A 16,776-nucleotide genomic window follows, 5' to 3' on the forward strand; every position below is an offset into this window, starting at 1 on the left:
CCAAGACTCCTGCTTTAAGGATTCTTTGCACGTCCTGGGATTGCACTGGTGGTCATTGCGCTCCATAGGGGGACTCGTGAGCATACGTTTACTAGGGGAACTGGACGCCAACCTCAACGAGCAGTCGGTCACTCCGACTGCGGCGAAACCACGTCAAGTCCTGGCGCTGCTGGCCCTGAATGCGGGTCGTATCGTATCGGTGCCCACGCTCATCGAGGAACTGTGGGGAGACCACCCACCGATGAGCGTACGTACAACGCTGCAGACGTACATTCTGCAGTTGCGCAAGCTGATCGACTCAGCGCTCACGGCCGAGAACCGCGGTCGGGCCAAGGGAATCCTCGTCACCCGCTTCGACGGCTACCTCCTCGACATCGACCCGGAGAGCGTGGACGTCCGCGTCTACGAGCGCTTCGTCGAGGCCGGCAACCGGGCGATCGAGCAGTCCGACGACGAGGCCGTGTCCCAGTACCTGGGCAGGGCACTGGCCGAATGGCGGGGCCGCGCGCTGGCCGACGTACGGATCGGGATGCCGCTGAGCATAGAGGTCGCCCGGCTGGAGGAGAGCCGGCTCAACGTGCTGGAGAGCCGGATCGGCGCCGACATCCGGCTCGGCCGACACCACGCGGTTCTCAGTGAACTCACCGTGCTGACCGCCCAGCACCCGATGCACGAGAACCTCTGTGCGCACTACATGGTCTCCCTGTACCGGGCAGGCCGGCAGTCGCAGGCTCTCCAGTCGTTCCGGACCCTGCGCGACACCCTGAGCAGGGAACTCGGCGTGGAGCCGTCCATCCGGCTGCAGAAACTGCAGCGGGCCGTGCTCCGCTCCGCCCTCGACCTGGAAGTCCAACTGCGGCCTGACTCGCCGACGTTGAACGCAGAGGCGTGGGACACCCGGAACATCGGCCGACCGGCCGACCGATCAGACACCCGAAGGCTTCTCTCCACGACGAATGGGGGCGCCGCATGGCAGCGGTAAGCACGGACCAGTACGTCGACATCCTCCGGTTCTACGCACATCAGATGAGCCTGCTGGACGCGCAGGACGTCAAGGCCTACGTGAAGACGTTCACCGAGGACGGTGTGACCCACCACGTCCACCGGGGGCAGTCGCTCGACGGCAGAGCGGCGATGCTCGCCCACGCCGAACAGGCGCTGCCGAGGTACCGGACCGTCGTGGTCCGGCACTGGAACGACCACTACCTGATGGACCGCGCCGAGGACGGCAGCATCGCCGTCTCCTACGGATCGCTCGTCACCCTCACCGGGGCCGAGGGGGTCACCCGGTTCGAGTCGAGCTACGCGGTCAGCGACGTCCTGGTGCGGGAGGGCGGCGAACTGCTGGTCAAGTCACGGTCGCTCGTCCGCGACGAGCCCGCCGAGGGCTGAGCGGGCCTGCCGGTGGATCCGGCCGGCAGGCCCTGGAGTCAGGGGCAGCTCGGCGTCGGCGCCTGCTGGGTCCGCTGCATCGAGCTGCTGGTGGCGAACGTGGCCAGGACGTTGCCGGCCGGGTCGTAGTACGAGGCCTTGCCCACCGTGGTGAAGGCGTTCGCTCCCTGCAGGGTCGCCCGGTGCGTGGCACGCAGCGAAGCGACGGTCGCTCCCGAACCGTCGAAGAAGCGTTCCGTGACCCGGAAGGAGAACGTGGCCGGGCCCGTCCGTGTCCACGTCCCGCTGCCCTCGGCCCCACCGTCGGGGCCGGGCGGCGGCTCCACCAGGCAGACGGTCCCGTTCGGGTGGAAGGACATGGTGACCTCCACCGTTCCGTCCGGGACGGCCACGGTGCCGGTCCACACGCCGGCGGCCTTCGCCCGGATCTGATGAGCCGCCACGGTCTCCGGGGTGGCGGCCGCCGCGGGAGCGGTGGTCAGGGCGGCGCCGAGGGCGACGGCGATGGCGAGAGGGCCGAGAATCCGTTTCATCTGCTGGCTCCGTTTTCGGTCGGCTGAGGACCGCTTCGACGACAACTGGTGGGGACGCCGGGGGCCGGACGCCGGGGGGCGCTCCGGTCACCGCGCGACTGGCTCGATGCCAGGGTGCGAGCCATCACTCAGGGACGTCTGGATTCCGCCTTGATCTCACAACTCCTTTGCTATTCAGGCTGCCTGACAAGCCATCAGCGATGAGACGAAGCGCCTTCGGGTCTGCTTCCGGCATGTCTGCGGGGCACATTCGGCCAGAAACCGTCCCACCGCGCAGGCCCCGGGAATCAGGGACCGAAGCTGACCGCGATCGTTCCTACGTTGGGTCCGGCCCGCCGGGAGACCACCGGCCGGCCGCTGCGATCACACCGCGCAGGTACCGCTCATGGAGGACCAATGACCAACGCGATAGTCGCCGAGGGACTCAGAAAGAAATTCGGCAGCCATACCGCCCTGGACGGGGTGGACCTGACCGTCCCCGAAGGATCCGTACTGGGACTTCTCGGGCCCAACGGCTCCGGCAAGACCACGACCGTGCGCGTCCTCGCCACCCTCCTGCGCGCCGACGCGGGACGGGCGACCGTCGCGGGCCTGGACGTGCGGAGCGACGCCGTCCAGCTCCGTCGCAAGATCGGCCTCTCCGGCCAGTACGCGGCGGTCGACGAGGACCTCACCGCCCGGGAGAACCTCCGGATGATCGGCAGGCTCTACCACCTCGGCGTCACCGAGAGCAGCAGGCGTGCCGACGAACTGGTGGAGCGATTCGACCTCACCGAGAACGCCGACCGGCAGGTCAAGGGCTACTCCGGGGGAATGCGCCGCCGCGTGGACCTCGCCTGCGCCGTGGTCTCCAAGCCCGAGGTGCTCTTCCTCGACGAGCCGACGACCGGGCTCGACGTCCGCAGCCGGATGGCCGTCTGGGAGGTGATCGGCGAGCTGGTGAGCGGTGGCAGCACCCTGCTGCTCACGACCCAGTACCTGGAGGAGGCCGACCAGCTGGCCGACCGGATCACCGTGATCGACCGAGGCCGGGTGATCGCCGAAGGCACCCCCGACGTACTCAAGGACCGGGTCGGCGGAGAGCGCATCGAACTGACCACGGGCACCGCCGAGGACGCCCGCCACGCCGGCGCCCTGCTCGCCGAACTCGCCTCCGGCGAGCCCACGGTGGAGGAGGCGGACAAGCGGGTGATCGTGCCCGTCAGCGACGGCCCGGCCACGCTGGTCGCCGCGATCCGGCTGCTCGATCAGCAGAACCTCCGGCTGGCGGGAGTCACCCTGCGCCGGCCCAGCATGGACGAGGTCTTCCTCGCCCTGACCGAGAACTCCGACACGGCGGCGGCCGGCGGCAAGATCGAGGAGCAGGTCCGTTGAGCGCCTTCACCCAGGCCGTCGAGGACGGCCTCGTCCTCACCAAGCGCAACGTTCTCAAGAACCTGCGCAACCCCGACATCGTGGTGTTCACCAGCGCCGCCCCCATCGCCTTCGCGCTTCTCTTCGGGTTCGTGTTCGGCAGCGCGATCGACGTGCACGGCTCGAACTACCGCGAGTTCATGATCATCGGCATCCTGACCCAGACGATGCTGCTGACCGCCTCCAACACCGGCGTGGGCATCGCCCACGACATGAAGCTCGGCCTCGTGGACCGGTTCCGGTCGCTGCCCATCTCGCAGTCCGCGGTGCTGGTCGGCCGGACCAGCGGCGACGCGGTGAACAACGTTCTCGTGATCATTCTGATGTCGCTGACCGGTCTGCTGATGGGCTGGCGCATCCGGTCCAACTTCCTGGACGCCGCGCTCGCCTTCCTGCTGCTGTTCCTCTTCGCCTACGCGGCCTCCTGGATCACCGCGGCGATCGGTCTGACCGCGAAGTCGCCCGAGGTGCTGGGCAACGTGATGCTCATGGTGCTGCTGCCGCTCACCTTCATCTCGAACTCGTTCGTGCCGAGTGAGGGGCTGCCCAAGGTCCTCCAGGTCGTCGCCGACTGGAACCCGGTGTCCGCGGTCGTCGAGGCGTGCCGGCAGCTGTTCGGCAACATCCCGGCAGGCCGGCCGGAGCCGGAGGTGTGGCCGCTTCAGCACCCCGTTCTCTCGGCCTTCCTGTGGGTGGCGCTGATCCTCGTGATCTTCGTACCGCTGTCCATCCGCCGCTACGCGAAGGCCGTGGGCCGTTAGGGCCTCTTGCCCGGATCAGGCCGGGCTCGACCCGGACGAAAGAACCTGACCCCGGGTCCGACGGGTGCGCTGGACGCCCGGGGCCCCTGTCCCAGATGAACGAAGGAGATCCATCGTGCGGTTCCTGTTTGTCGTCGGAGGCGGTTCGGCTCCCGTCCACGCCAGCGTGCCCCTCGCCTGGGCGGCCCGTGCCGCGGGGCACGAGGTCCTGGTCGCCTCACCCGAGGAGAACCTCGACCTCGTCACCGGCCTCGGGCTGCCCGCCCGCGGCGTGACCGACCTGGGCATGGGCGACGCCATGCTCAAGGACCGGCAGGGCAACTGGCTGCCCATGCCCACCAGCGAGAGCACCGAGATGGACTTCGCGGGCCGGGGCTTCGCACGGCTCTCGGCGGCCAGTTACCGGGGCACCGAGGAACTCGCCGAGGCCTGGCGGCCCGACGTGGTGATCGGCGGGGAGTACAACCACGCCGCCCCGCTCATAGCCCACAAGTTCTCCATCCCCCTGGTGAGCCACACCTGGGCCATCTACGACCGCACCGACATCGACTGGCAGGGTGCGACCGACGAACTCAAGCCGGAACTGGCCGCGTTCGGACTGGACGCGATACCGGAACCCGCCCTCTTCGTCGACATCACGCCGCCGACGGTACGGCCCCGGCACGCCGAGCCCGCGCAGCCGATGCGCTGGGCCCCCGGCAACCCGCAGATCGCGCTGGAGCCGTGGATGTACGCCAAGGGCGACCGCCCCCGCGTGGTCATCACCTCGGGATCGCGCAGCGTCTTCATCCCGGCGCTCGGGCTCGACTTCTTCCGCCCGCTGCTCGGCGGACCCGTCCTGGGCGGCGGTGACGTCGAGGTGATAGTCGCCGCCCCCGAGCCGGTCGCCGCCCAACTGCGCGCCGAGTTCCCGGACGTGCGGGCCGGCTTCGTCCCGCTGGACGTGGTCGCCCCCACGGCGGACCTGGTGCTGCACCACGGCGGCGGGGTCACCGTGATGACGCTGCTCAACGCGGGCACCCCACAGCTGGTCCTGCCGGAGATCCTCGCCTCCGCGATCCCGATGCGCCCGGTGGACGAGTTCGGGGCATCCATCACGCTCTCCTCGCACACCGTGCCCGTGGAGGACACCGAGGCCGCGGTGTCGAAGATCCTCGGCGACACCTCCTACCGCGCGAAGGCCGGCGAACTCGCCGCGGAGATCGCCTCGATGCCCTCCCAGGCCGAGGTCGTGAAGGTCATCGAGGGACTCGTCTGACCCCGGGCCCCACATGAGGAGGGCCACCCCGCGACCGCGGGGTGGCCCTCCTCCTCATGTACGGCTCAGAACGAGAGCACCACCTCGCGCACCGCGGAGATCACCTTCTCCTGGAGCTCGACCGGCAGCGACGGATACATCGGCAGCGAGAAGATCTCCTTCGCCAGACGCTCCGTCACCGGCAACGAGCCCTCCGCGTAACCGAGTTTCGCGAAGCCCGACATGGTGTGCACCGGCCACGGATAGCTGATGTTGAGGGTGATCCCGTAGCCCTTGAGAGCCTCGATGATCTCGTCCCGGCGCGGGTGGCGGGCCACGTAGACGTAATAGACGTGCTCGTTGCCCTCGTTCACCGACGGCAGGCGCAAGCCCTTCTCGGCGAGATCGCCGAGCCCCTCCTCGTACCGCCTCGCCACCGCCCGGCGGCCCTCCACATAGGTGTCCAGCCGGGTCAGCTTCCGGCGCAGGATCTCCGCCTGAACCGCGTCCAGCCGACTGTTGTAGCCGGGAGTCTCCACCACGTAGTAGGTCTTCTCCATGCCGTAGTAGCGCAGTCGCCGCAGCGAGGCGTCCACCGCCTCGTCGTCCGTGACGACCGCGCCGCCGTCCCCGTACGCGCCCAGCACCTTCGTCGGGTAGAAGGAGAACGCCGCGGCCCTGCCCATGGTCCCGGCCAGCTTCCCGTGGTGCCGGGCGCCGTGCGCCTGCGCGCAGTCCTCCAGCACGACCAGGCCGTGCCGCTCCGCCAGGTCGCCGATCGCGCCCATGTCCACGCACTGCCCGTACAGATGCACCGGCAGCAGCGCCTTGGTACGCGGGGTGATCGCGGCGGCCACCTGGTCGATGTCGATCAGGTAGTCCTCCTCGCGGATGTCCACGAACACCGGGGTGGCGCCGACGCCGTCGATCGCCACCACGGTGGGCGCAGCGGTGTTCGACACCGTGATCACCTCGTCGCCGGGGCCCACCCCCACCGCGTGGAGCCCGAGCCGCACCGCGTTGGTCCCGTTGTCCACGCCCGTGCAGTGTGCCAACCCGTGGTAGTCCGCGAACTCGCGCTCGAAGCCGTCGACACTCGGCCCGAGCACCAGTTGACCGGAGCCGAACACCGTGTCGACCGCCGCCAGCAACTCCTCCCTCTCCTGCTCGTACTCCGGCAGGTAGTCCCAGACATACGCAGTCATCGCGGATGGTTCTCCGTTTCGTTTAGGGGGTGGTGTCCGTCCCGCGGGCCTCGGCGCTCGACGAACTCGCGCCAGAATCCGTCCACCGCCTCGGCGAGGGACCGACGGGAGCGCCAGCCGAGCAGGTGCTCGGCCGGCGCGGTGTTCACGAGCGACCATTCCTCGGTGGAGTGCTGGATCCCCACGTCCGAACGCTCCCGTACCGACGCGGGCAGCCCGCTGCGCTCGATGAGCATGTCGACCAGCGTGCGGACGGAGGTGCTGTGGCCGCTGCCGATGTCGACGATCTCGCCGGAGACCTTCGAGTCCACGGCCGCCACGACCGCCTCGGCGACATCGCGTACGTCCACGTAGTCGCGGTGGGCCAGCAACGGATCCAGTTCCACCACCGCCGGCTGCCCGCCCGCCGCCCACAACTGGCCGGCCACCCGGCCCAGCAGGCTGACGTCGGGGCTGCGGGGGCCCGCCAGATTGGCGATGCGCAGCACCATGCCCTCCAGCTCGCCCGCCCCGATCCGCTCCAGCACGGCCCGGGTCGCCGCGAGCTTCGCCCGGCCGTACGCGCTGGTCGGATGTGCGGGCGCGGCGACGTCCGACGCTGTCCCGACCCGCATCCGGCCGTACTCCAGCACCGAACCCAGGTGCACCAGCCGTGGCCGGCTCTCCATCAGCGCGAGGATGTCCAGCAGCCGCAGGGTCGGGGCGGCCGCGGCCTCCCACATCTGCGCGTCGGTGTTGCCCCAGATGCTGCCGGTGGAGTTGACGACGGCGAACGGCGCCAGGGCGTCCAGCCGCTCGGCGGACTCGCGCACCGGCCGCCGCGCGAGGTCGAGGGCGAGGAACGGCCCCACGACCTCGTGATCGGGCGGCGTGCGGGCCACGACGGCCACCTCCGTGCCGCGGCTCTCCAACGCCGCGCACACGTGCCGTCCGACGAACCCCGTGCCGCCCAGGACGACGACCCTGCCATTCGCGGACATGCTGTCCCTTTCTTCGCTGAGAACAGGCCCTGCACAGCGAAGACTGGTACGTGGCGATCGGGATTCACTCAAGCCCCGGCCGGGTTCCAGCGCCGCTCGACGGGCTGGGGCGACCCTGTGGGCGCCGCACCCCACCTGTCCGGCCAACGGAGGAGTCCCATGTACGGCGCCGACTCAGCGAAGTTCTACCACGCACAGCACACCGCACGAGGCAAGGACTACAGGGCGGAGGCGGAGACGGTCGTCGAGCAGATCCATGCGCGCCTGCCCGGGGCGGCCTCGGTGCTGGACGTCGCCTGCGGCACCGGCGGGCACCTCCCCGCCTTCGCCGAACTGATCGGGCACACGGAGGGCATCGACCTCTCCGAACCGATGCTCGACATCGCCCGCACCGACCTGCCGCATGTGCCGCTGCACGTCGGCGACATGCGCTCTTTCGACCTGGGCCGCACCTTCGACGCCGTCACCTGCCTGTTCGCCTCGATCGGCTATGTGTCCTCCCGGGCGGAGTTGCACGAGACGGTCCGACGCCTCGCGCTGCACACCAACCCGACCGGGGTGGTCGTCGTCGAACCCTGGTGGTTCCCGGAGACCTTCATCGACCGCTGGGTCTCCAGCGACGTCATCGAGTGGGAGGACACCACCGTCGCCCGCGCCACCCACACCGTCCGCGAGGGCGACACGTCCCGTATGGAGGTCCACTACCTCCAGGCGTCCCCGGCCGGCGGCGTCCACTACTTCACCGAGGTGCACCGCGCCATGCTCTTCAGCCGCGAGGAGTACGAGGAGGCCTTCGAGCAGGCCGGGCTGCGGCCGGAGTACGTCCCCGAAGTGCAGTCGAGGCGCGGCCTGTTCATCGGCACCCGCCGCTGATCCACCGGGCCGCCGCACCTGGTGCTCGCGCGCAAGCGCTGCTCCGACCAAGTTCGAGCGACGCCCGCCAGCATGCGGTCACGGGCGTTCATCACCGGCGTTCGCCGTCGCACACGAGAGGCACACCCCATGGCCCACCTGCTGCACATCGACACGTCGCCCTCGCCGTACTCCGTGTCCCGCAAACTGGCGGCCTCCTTCCGCGAGGTGTGGAACGAGGCACAGCCCCAGAGCACGGTGACCTACCGCGATCTGGCCGCCGAGCCCGTTCCGCACCTGGGCGGCGACGGGGCCGCGACCCTCATGGCGGAGCCGGAGACCGATGGGCAGCGCACCGCGGCGGCACTGCACAACGAGCTCGTCGAGGAGATCCTCGCCGCCGACGCCCTGCTCATCAGCGTGCCGATGCACAACTGGACGATCCCCTCGAATCTGAAGGCATGGCTGGACCAGTCCCTCATCCTGGGCCGCACACTGCCCTACGACCCGCGCGCCAACCCGCTCGCCGGGCGTCCGGCGACCATCGTGCTGGCCCACGGCGGCGACTACACCCCCGGCTCCGAGGACGCGGCCATGGACCACTGCGGCCCGTATCTGCGCACCGTGGTGCAGCAGGTCCTCGGCTACGAGCTGGAGCTGATCACCGCTTCGCACACGGTCACCCCGTTCACCTCGGAGGACCCGGTGGAGCTGGAGAAGGCGGCCGCCTCGCTCCGGGCCGCCGAGGCCGCGACCGTGGAGCGGGCGCGGGCGGTGGCCAACAAGCTGGTGCGGTCCTGACCACGGCGGAACCGCGGACGGCGGCGGCCGGAGCGGGCACCTCGGGTGCCCGCTCCGGCCGCCGCCGTCCGTCGTCCGCGCGGCTCAGCCCCGTGCGCCGTCCTGGGCCCAGGCCGCACGGTGCAGCCGGCAGCTGAGGGTCCGCAGGTGCTCCACCAGCTCGGGCGGCTCCTGCACCTCGAAGTCGAAGCCGAACGCGGCCACCCACACCGCGAGGTGGTCCAGGCTGGTGGAGCCGATGCGGAGCACACAGGTGCGGTCGTCGATCGGCTCCACCACGCCGAGTGACGGAGGCACTTCCAGGGCCACCTCGGCGGCCGAGCCGTGCATGGTGATCACCGCGCGATAGCGGTACTGGCCGCTGGTGACCGCCGACGCCACATAGGAGGCCATGTCCTCCGATGGCAGGGGCTTCGGGGTGAACCGCGGCCCGTTGGGGATCCGCAGCGCCATCCGGTCCACCCGGAAGCTGCGCCAGTCCTCCCGGCGGGTGTCCCAGGCCACCAGGTACCACCGCTGCCCGTCGTGGACCAGCCGGTACGGCTCCACATCACGCACGGTCGCCGATCCGTCGCGCGCGGTGTAGTCGAACCGCAGCCGCTCGTGGTCCCGCACCGCCGACGCGATGGCGGTCAGCATCGCCGGATCGACCGTGGGGGCGAGCGTCGGCATGGTCACCAGCGCCGCGCTGAGCGCGTTGACCTGGTAGCGCAGCCGGGAGGGCAGCACCTGGTCCAGCTTGGCCAGGGCCCGCACCGAGATCTCGGCGATGCCGGTGATCGCGCCGCCGGCCGCGGTGCGCAGCCCGACCGCCACCGCGACCGCCTCCTCGTCGTCCAGCAACAGCGGCGGCAGCGACGCCCCGGCGGCCAGCTGGTAGCCGCCGCCCACTCCGCCCATCGCGTTGATCGGGTATCCGAGGAGCCGCAGTTTGTCGACATCACGCCGGACGGTCCGGGGACTCACCTTCAGGCGGTCGGCCAGATCGGGCCCCGACCATTCCCGATGGGCCTGGAGCAACGCCAGCAAACGCAGCAGTCGAGCCGAGGTTTCCAACATGAATCGACCTTCTCATCAACCGAGGACAGGAGGTGACCGCGAATGCTTTTAGCGTGGCCATCAGACCGAAGGAGATCTCATGACCATTCTCATCGCCGGTGCCACCGGAAACGTCGGACGCCCCCTGGTGGAGCAGCTGCTCGCCGCCGGACACCCGGTGCGCGCGCTCACCCGTAACCCCGCCAAGGCGAACCTGCCCGCGGGCGCCGAAGTGATCGCGGGGAACCTCTCCGACGCGAGCTCCCTGGTCGAGGCCTTCAAGGGGGTCACGGCCGCTCACCTGATCAGCTTCAACGGTGAGGACTTCTCTCCGCTGGAGAACGGGCCGGAGATCGTCAAGCTCGCCAAGGACTCCGGAGTCCGCAAGGTGACCGTGCTCAAGGGCGACGTCACCAAGAGCCCCCTGGAGGAGGCCGTGGAAGCCGGCGGCCTGGAGTGGACCTTCCTCTCGCCGGTGGAGTTCATGTCCAACGCCCTGGAGTGGGCCGAATCGATCAAGAACGAGGGCGTCGTCCGCGAGGCGTTCGCCCAGGCGAAGAGCGCGATGGTGCACGACGCGGACATCGCCGCCGTCGCCGCCGCCGCCCTCACCTCGGACGGACACGCGGGCCAGGAGTACTGGATCACCGGCCCGCAGGCGCTGACCCCGCCGGAGAAGGTGCGCGCGATCAGCGAGGCGCTGGGCCGCGAGGTGAAGTACGTCGAGCTGAGCCAGGACGAGATCGTCGCCGAGTGGCGTCAGACCGGTTACTCCGACGAGGACGTCGAGTTCTTCCTCACGATGCGCACCAACCCGCCGGAGGCCGGCTACACCGTGCAGGACACGGTGGAGCGGGTCACCGGCAAGCCCCCGCGGACCTTCGTCCAGTGGGTCAAGGAGAACGCCGCGGCCTTCACGGCCTGACACCCCATGACGGGAGCCGAGCGGGTCACCCCCGTCCCGCTCGGCTCCTTCCCTCCCGGAGCGGCCTGACCGACGGCCCTCCCGGCCGGCGCGCTCCCCCGACCGGGCCCCGGGGGTGCGCGACCCGGCACGGCCCGCACCCCTGCCTGCGACCGTTCGAGCGCGATTGCAGGCGGTATCGAGCCCGGGAATCGATCGTGGGCGGGTCGTCGACCACAACCCCCGGGGGCTGCCTTGACCACTCGTTCGCGGACGCCCCGGGCAGGGACGGCGGCGCCCCACGACCCCGCTCACCTGCGGATCGCGAAATCCGTGGTGGCGGACACCGGGGCCGGCGCCGCGGGCCGGTTCCACCGGTGGCTCGCCGCACAGAAGCAGCACACGGACATGCTGGTCCGGCAGGTCGCGCTGGAGGACCTGGCCGGCTGGCACGCCGACCCCGGCACCGGGAACCTCGTCCACGAGACGGGCCGTTTCTACTCCGTCGAGGGCCTCGACGTCCACCTGCCCGGCGCCCCCGTCGAACGGTGGCAGCAGCCGATCATCAACCAGCCGGAGGTGGGCATTCTGGGCATCCTGGTCAAGGAGTTCGACGGTGTCCTCCACTGCCTGATGCAGGCGAAGATCGAACCGGGCAACCACAACGGACTCCAGCTGTCGCCGACCGTCCAGGCCACCCGCAGCAACTACACACGGGTGCACAAGGGGGCCGAGGTCCCCTACCTGCGCTACTTCCGCGACACCTCGCGGCACCAGGTGCTCGCCGACGTACGCCAGTCCGAACAGGGCGCCTGGTTCTTCCGCAAACGCAACCGCAACATCGTGGTCCAGGTGACCGAGGACGTCGAAGTACGCGAGGGGTTCACATGGTTGACGCTACGTCAGCTGCATGCGCTGCTCACGTTGGACGACCTGGTGAACATGGACGCCCGATCGGTCCTGGCCTGCCTGCCCTTCACCGGGCCCGGCCTGCCGCATGTCCTCGGCGCGCCGGCGGACGAATTCACGGCCGCGCTCGTCCGCTCCTGCGACGAGCGTGCCGACGTGCCCGAGAACCTGGCCGGCGTGCTGCACTGGATCACCGACGTCCGCACCCGCCGGGACGTCGTCGCCGAGCGGATCCCGCTGCGGGCGCTGGCGGGCTGGCGCCGGGACGACGGCCGGATCGCGCACGAGAGCGGCCGGTTCTTCCGGGTGACCGGGGTCGACGTCGCGGCCACCGGACGCGAGGTCCGCGCCTGGGCCCAGCCCATGATCGAGCCCTGCGGCGAGGGCGTGATCGCCTTCCTCGCCCGCAGGATCGACGGCGTCCTGCACCTGCTCGTCCACGCGGCCACGGAACCGGGGTACGCGGACGTCGTCGAACTGGCCCCGACGGTCCAGTGCACCCCGGCGGGCCTCGACGCACTGCCCGCCGGGGCGCGCCCGCCCCACCTGGACGCGGTGCTGAACGCCGCCCCCGAGCGGATCCGCTTCGACGCGGTGCACTCGGAGGAGGGCGGCCGTTTCTACCATGCGCGCAACCGCTACCTGATCGTGGAGACGGACGAGGACCACGGGGCCGGAGCCCCGGATCACCGCTGGCTCACCGTGGCCCAGCTGGTGGCCCTGATGCGACACAGCCACTACGTGAACGTCCAGGCGCGCTGCCTCCTCGCCTGTCTCCACAGCCTGACCGCCCGGTCCGGCCCCGTACAGCCTTCCGTCGCCCTGTCGTAAAGGAGAGCACCATGGCCCAGCAGGACACCCCCCAGCCCCAGGTCACCTTCGTGAACAGGTTCACGGTCTCCGGGAGCCCCCAGGAGTTCGAGGACGCCTTCGCGCGTATCGCGGCCTTCATGAAGGAGCAGCCGGGCATCATCGGCTACACCCTGTCCCAGGACGTGAAGGACCCCCAGCGGTACGTGAACATAGCCCGCTGGGAGCACGCCGGGGCGCTGCGCGCGGCCGTCGGCCACCCGGACTTCCAGACCCACGTCAAGGAGCTGCGGCAGCTCGCACAGAGCGATTCCGAGCTGTACGCAGAACGGCACCGCTATCTCGACCGCACCGGGTGAACCACATCCGGTTCGGCGTTCCCCTCCCGAAGAACACGTGAACAGGCCCTGAAATGACAGAAGTCGAGCGCAACGACAACAACACGCAGTACATCCGCATCGCGGGTGCGCGCGAGCACAACCTGAAGGACGTGTCGCTGCGGATCCCGAAGAACAGGATCACGGTGTTCACCGGCGTCTCCGGGTCGGGGAAGTCGTCGATCGTGTTCGACACCCTGGCCGTGGAGGCGCAGCGGCAGCTCAACAGCACCTACGACTGGTTCATCCGCAACCAGTTGCCGAAGTACCAGCGCCCCCACGCGGACGTCATCGAGAACCTGACCGCTCCGGTGGTCGTCGACCAGAAGCCGGTCGGCGGCAACGCGCGGTCGACGGTCGGCACGATGACGGACCTCTACTCGTCGCTGCGTGTGCTGTTCTCGCGCCTGGGCACGCCGTACAACCCGCCCTCGGCGTACTCCTTCAACAACCCGCAGGGCATGTGCCCGGAGTGCGACGGCCTCGGCCGGATGCGCCGGGTGGACGTCGACCGGCTGCTCGACCGGACGAAGTCGCTCGACGGGGGAGCGATCCAGCTCAGCACTCACAAGCCCGGTGCGATGGACTGGCAGATGTACGCGAAGTCCGGGCACTTCGACACCGCGAAGGTGCTGAGCGACTACACCGACGCCGAGTGGGAGATGCTCCTGTACGGCAGCGGCGGCACCGTGAAGGTGTCCACGGCCAACACCACGGCGACCCTCAAGTACGAGGGCGTCGTGGCCCGTTTCGCCCGGACCAACCTCAAGCGCGACCTCGGCTCGCTCAGCGAGCGCGGCCGGGCCAACATCGAGCGGTTCATCACGCTGGGGGAGTGCACGGGCTGCGGCGGCACCCGGCTGAACCCCACCGCGCTCGCCACGACCATCGCCGGCCGCACCATCGCCGACTGGACGCGGATGGAGATCAGTGACCTGATCAAACTCCTCGACGGGATCGACGACCCGGTCGCCACCCCTATCGCCGCGGGGATCCGCACCGCCTTCGAGCGCATCGAGGGCATCGGCCTCGGCTATCTCTCGCTGGACCGGGAGACCCTGTCGCTCTCCGGCGGCGAGGCCCAGCGGCTGAAGACCGTGCGCCACCTCAGCAGCAGTCTGGTCGGCATGACGTTCATCTTCGACGAGCCCAGCACGGGCCTGCACCCGCGCGACGTGGGCCGCCTCAACGGCCTGCTGCGGGAGCTGCGGGACATGGGCAACACGGTGATCGTCGTCGAGCACGATCCGGACGTCATCGAGATCGCCGACCATGTGGTCGACGTGGGCCCCCGAGCGGGCGTCCACGGCGGAGAGATCGTCTTCGAGGGCGGTTTCCCGGAGCTGAAGCGGGCCGACACGCTCACCGCCGTCTGTCTGCGCCGCACCGCGGAGGTGAAGGCGGACGTCCGCCGCCCGACGGGGAAGCTCGCGGTGGAGAACGCCGACCTCCACAACCTCCGCAACGTCTCGGTCAGCATCCCGACCGGAGTCCTCACGGCGGTCACCGGGGTCGCCGGATCCGGAAAGAGCTCGCTGATCACCGGAGCGTTCCTGGACGCCTACCCGGACACGATCCTGGTCGACCAGACGGCCATCAAGGCTTCCTCGCGGTCCACGCCCGCCAGCCACCTCGACATGATGGACACCATCCGCAAGCTGTTCGCCAAGGCCAACGGCGTGCCGGTGAGCCTGTTCAGCTTCAACTCGGCGGGCGCCTGCGACGAGTGCAACGGACGCGGTGAACTCGTCGTGGAACTCGCCTACATGGACCCCGTCCGCACCCGGTGCGAAGTCTGTGAGGGCCGACGGTTCAAGGAGGAGGTCCTGGCCTACGAGCTGCGCGGCAAGTCCGTCGCCGATGTGCTCGACCTGTCCGCCGAGAGCGCCGTCGAGTTCTTCACCGAGCGCGAGATCCTGGGCAAGCTGACCGGCCTGACCGACGTCGGCCTCGGCTATCTCACCCTCGGGCAGCCGCTGAGCACGCTCTCGGGCGGCGAGCGCCAGCGCCTGAAGCTCGCGGGCCGGCTGCACGGCTCCAAGTCCGTGTACGTCCTCGACGAGCCGACGACGGGCCTGCACATGTCCGACGTCGACACGATCGTCGGGCTGATGAACAGCCTGGTGGACCGGGGCAACACGGTCATCGTCATCGAGCACAACCTGGACGTCGTCCGGCAGGCCGACTGGGTGATCGACCTCGGACCCGGCGGCGGCAAGCACGGGGGCCAGGTCGTCTTCAGCGGCACGCCGAAGGAGCTGTTGGAGGCGGACGGCACCGCGACCGGGGAGTACCTCCGCCGCTACCGGTCCGCCTGAGCCGGGTGCCTGACGCAGGAGGGGGACGGGTCCACCGACCGGTGGGCCCGCCCCCTCCTTCGGCGTGCGCCGGGTCCCCGTCGAGCTTCCCGAGGCCGGTCCCGCCGTGGCGGACGAGCGAGTCTCGCAGTCCGGTCGAATCCCGCTCGACCTGGGACAACGACCCCGCCCCGGGACACTAGCCTGCGGCCATGACCTCGATACTTGTCACGGGCGCGGCAGGCTTCATCGGATCGCACTTCGTCCGGCACTGGCTGCGCCGGTACCCCGACGACACCGTGGTCGCCCTCGACGCGCTCACCTACGCCGGCTCGCTCTCCAACCTGGAGGACCTCGCCGACCGTGTGGTCTTCGTCCAGGGCGACATCGGTGACGAAGCGCTCGTGCGCGGACTCCTCGCCGAGCACCGGACCGAGAAGGTCGTCAACTTCGCCGCGGAGTCGCACAACAGCCTCGCCGTACTGGACCCCGGGCGCTTCTTCCGCGCCAACGTCCTCGGTACGCAAGGGTTGTTGGAGGCGTGCCGAGCGGTGGGCGTCGAACGCTTCCACCACATATCCACCTGCGAGGTGTACGGAGACCTCGCCCTCGACTCCGACGAGATGTTCACCGAGACGAGCCCCTACCGCCCCCGCACCCCCTACAACGCCAGCAAGGCCGGGGCCGACCATGTGGTCCGGGCCTATCACGAGACGTACGGCCTGCCCGTGACGATCACCAACTGCGCCAACAACTACGGCAGTCACCAGTTCCCCGAGAAGGTCATCCCCCTGTTCACGACCCGGGCGCTCGACGGTCGGCGTCTGCCCGTGTACGCCTCCAGCGGCAACCGCAGGGAGTGGATCCATGTCCTGGACCACTGCGCTGCCGTGGAGACCGTCCTCCTGAAGGGAACGCCCGGCGAGATCTACCACGTCGGCACGGGCGTGGAGGCCAGCGTCGATGAACTCGCCGACCTCGTGCTCGACGAACTCGGCCTGCCGCGGTCTCTGAAGGAGACCGTGCCCGACCGCCCCGGCCATGATCGCCGCTACCTCCTCGACTCCAGCCGTATCCGGCGCGAACTCGGCTGGGAACCGAAGATTCCCTTCGCGGCCGGAATCCGGGAGACCGTCCGCTGGTACTCCGACCACCGTTCCTGGTGGCTTCCGCTCATCGGCCGCAGCCCGGTCGTCGAGAACGACTGGAGCGCGGCCGGATCTCGCTAGGGCTTGCGGGGCGAGTGAAACGACTGTCCGCAAGGGGG

General features: G+C 69.8%; 16 protein-coding genes. 12 read left to right on the forward strand and 4 right to left on the reverse strand.

Annotated features, from left to right (window positions below; all coding sequences use genetic code 11):
• Positions 1–76 precede the first annotated feature (76 nt).
• Together G3I54_RS20930 and G3I54_RS20935 are read left to right on the forward strand one after the other, a co-directional pair.
• Positions 77–982, forward strand: a complete 906-nt coding sequence (locus G3I54_RS20930) for an AfsR/SARP family transcriptional regulator (protein WP_164616400.1) — start codon at positions 77–79, stop codon at positions 980–982.
• The gene (locus tag G3I54_RS20935; protein WP_164616401.1) at positions 970–1,392 is read left to right on the forward strand and encodes a nuclear transport factor 2 family protein; all 423 of its coding nucleotides are present in this window, start codon (positions 970–972) and stop codon (positions 1,390–1,392) included. The genes G3I54_RS20930 and G3I54_RS20935 overlap by 13 nt, the downstream gene beginning before the upstream one ends.
• Positions 1,393–1,430: 38 nt before the next feature.
• On the opposite strand, the gene G3I54_RS20940 is transcribed toward G3I54_RS20935, so the two are convergent.
• Positions 1,431–1,925: a hypothetical protein gene (locus tag G3I54_RS20940; protein ID WP_164616402.1), complete on the reverse strand. Its 495-nt coding sequence runs from the start codon at positions 1,923–1,925 to the stop codon at positions 1,431–1,433.
• Between the two features lie 396 nt (positions 1,926–2,321).
• Between G3I54_RS20940 and G3I54_RS20945 the strand changes: the two genes are divergently transcribed.
• The 3 genes from G3I54_RS20945 to G3I54_RS20955 all read left to right on the forward strand — a co-directional run bounded on the left by G3I54_RS20945 (position 2,322) and on the right by G3I54_RS20955 (position 5,357).
• Entirely contained in the window at positions 2,322–3,299 is a 978-nt protein-coding gene (locus tag G3I54_RS20945; RefSeq protein WP_164616403.1) for an ATP-binding cassette domain-containing protein, read from the forward strand.
• Complete coding sequence (locus tag G3I54_RS20950) at positions 3,296–4,099, forward strand: ABC transporter permease (protein WP_030720896.1); 804 nt, start codon at positions 3,296–3,298, stop codon at positions 4,097–4,099. The genes G3I54_RS20945 and G3I54_RS20950 overlap by 4 nt, the downstream gene beginning before the upstream one ends.
• Positions 4,100–4,214: 115 nt before the next feature.
• Positions 4,215–5,357: a nucleotide disphospho-sugar-binding domain-containing protein gene (locus G3I54_RS20955; RefSeq protein ID WP_164616404.1), complete on the forward strand. Its 1,143-nt coding sequence runs from the start codon at positions 4,215–4,217 to the stop codon at positions 5,355–5,357.
• 65 nt (positions 5,358–5,422) lie between these two features.
• Here G3I54_RS20955 and G3I54_RS20960 read toward each other — a convergent pair whose 3' ends face one another.
• Together G3I54_RS20960 and G3I54_RS20965 are read right to left on the reverse strand one after the other, a co-directional pair.
• The gene (locus G3I54_RS20960) at positions 5,423–6,541 is read right to left on the reverse strand and encodes a DegT/DnrJ/EryC1/StrS family aminotransferase (protein WP_164616405.1); all 1,119 of its coding nucleotides are present in this window, start codon (positions 6,539–6,541) and stop codon (positions 5,423–5,425) included.
• Entirely contained in the window at positions 6,538–7,521 is a 984-nt protein-coding gene (locus G3I54_RS20965) for an NAD(P)-dependent oxidoreductase (RefSeq protein ID WP_164616406.1), read from the reverse strand. The genes G3I54_RS20960 and G3I54_RS20965 overlap by 4 nt, the downstream gene beginning before the upstream one ends.
• 159 nt (positions 7,522–7,680) lie before the next feature.
• On the opposite strand from G3I54_RS20965, the gene G3I54_RS20970 reads away from it, so the two are divergent.
• On the forward strand, positions 7,681–8,394 hold the full coding sequence (locus G3I54_RS20970; RefSeq protein ID WP_164616407.1) for a class I SAM-dependent methyltransferase: 714 nt from the start codon (positions 7,681–7,683) through the stop codon (positions 8,392–8,394).
• 129 nt (positions 8,395–8,523) lie between these two features.
• Positions 8,524–9,174 carry an NAD(P)H-dependent oxidoreductase gene (locus G3I54_RS20975; protein ID WP_164616408.1) on the forward strand — a complete coding sequence of 217 codons (651 nt, stop codon included), beginning with the start codon at positions 8,524–8,526 and terminating at the stop codon, positions 9,172–9,174.
• Between the two features lie 84 nt (positions 9,175–9,258).
• On the opposite strand, the gene G3I54_RS20980 is transcribed toward G3I54_RS20975, so the two are convergent.
• Positions 9,259–10,233, reverse strand: coding sequence for a YafY family protein (locus G3I54_RS20980; RefSeq protein WP_164616409.1), 975 nt, complete (start codon positions 10,231–10,233; stop codon positions 9,259–9,261).
• A gap of 79 nt (positions 10,234–10,312) precedes the next feature.
• Between G3I54_RS20980 and G3I54_RS20985 the strand changes: the two genes are divergently transcribed.
• From G3I54_RS20985 to rfbB, 5 genes are all read left to right on the forward strand, one after another.
• On the forward strand, positions 10,313–11,137 hold the full coding sequence (locus G3I54_RS20985) for an NmrA family NAD(P)-binding protein (protein ID WP_164616410.1): 825 nt from the start codon (positions 10,313–10,315) through the stop codon (positions 11,135–11,137).
• A gap of 234 nt (positions 11,138–11,371) precedes the next feature.
• Positions 11,372–12,856: an NDP-hexose 2,3-dehydratase family protein gene (locus G3I54_RS20990; RefSeq protein WP_164616411.1), complete on the forward strand. Its 1,485-nt coding sequence runs from the start codon at positions 11,372–11,374 to the stop codon at positions 12,854–12,856.
• Positions 12,857–12,867: 11 nt separating this feature from the next.
• Positions 12,868–13,194, forward strand: a complete 327-nt coding sequence (locus G3I54_RS20995; protein WP_164616412.1) for an antibiotic biosynthesis monooxygenase family protein — start codon at positions 12,868–12,870, stop codon at positions 13,192–13,194.
• 53 nt (positions 13,195–13,247) lie between these two features.
• Positions 13,248–15,530 (forward strand): excinuclease ABC subunit UvrA, encoded by a 2,283-nt coding sequence (locus G3I54_RS21000; protein WP_164616413.1) that lies wholly within the window; start codon positions 13,248–13,250, stop codon positions 15,528–15,530.
• Between the two features lie 191 nt (positions 15,531–15,721).
• Complete coding sequence (gene rfbB / locus G3I54_RS21005; protein ID WP_164616414.1) at positions 15,722–16,738, forward strand: dTDP-glucose 4,6-dehydratase; 1,017 nt, start codon at positions 15,722–15,724, stop codon at positions 16,736–16,738.
• Positions 16,739–16,776: the final 38 nt, after the last annotated feature.

It is taken from the genome of Streptomyces sp. SID14515 (genome assembly GCF_010548505.1).
In the GTDB taxonomy this organism is placed as follows: Bacteria; Actinomycetota; Actinomycetes; order Streptomycetales; family Streptomycetaceae; genus Streptomyces; species Streptomyces caviscabies.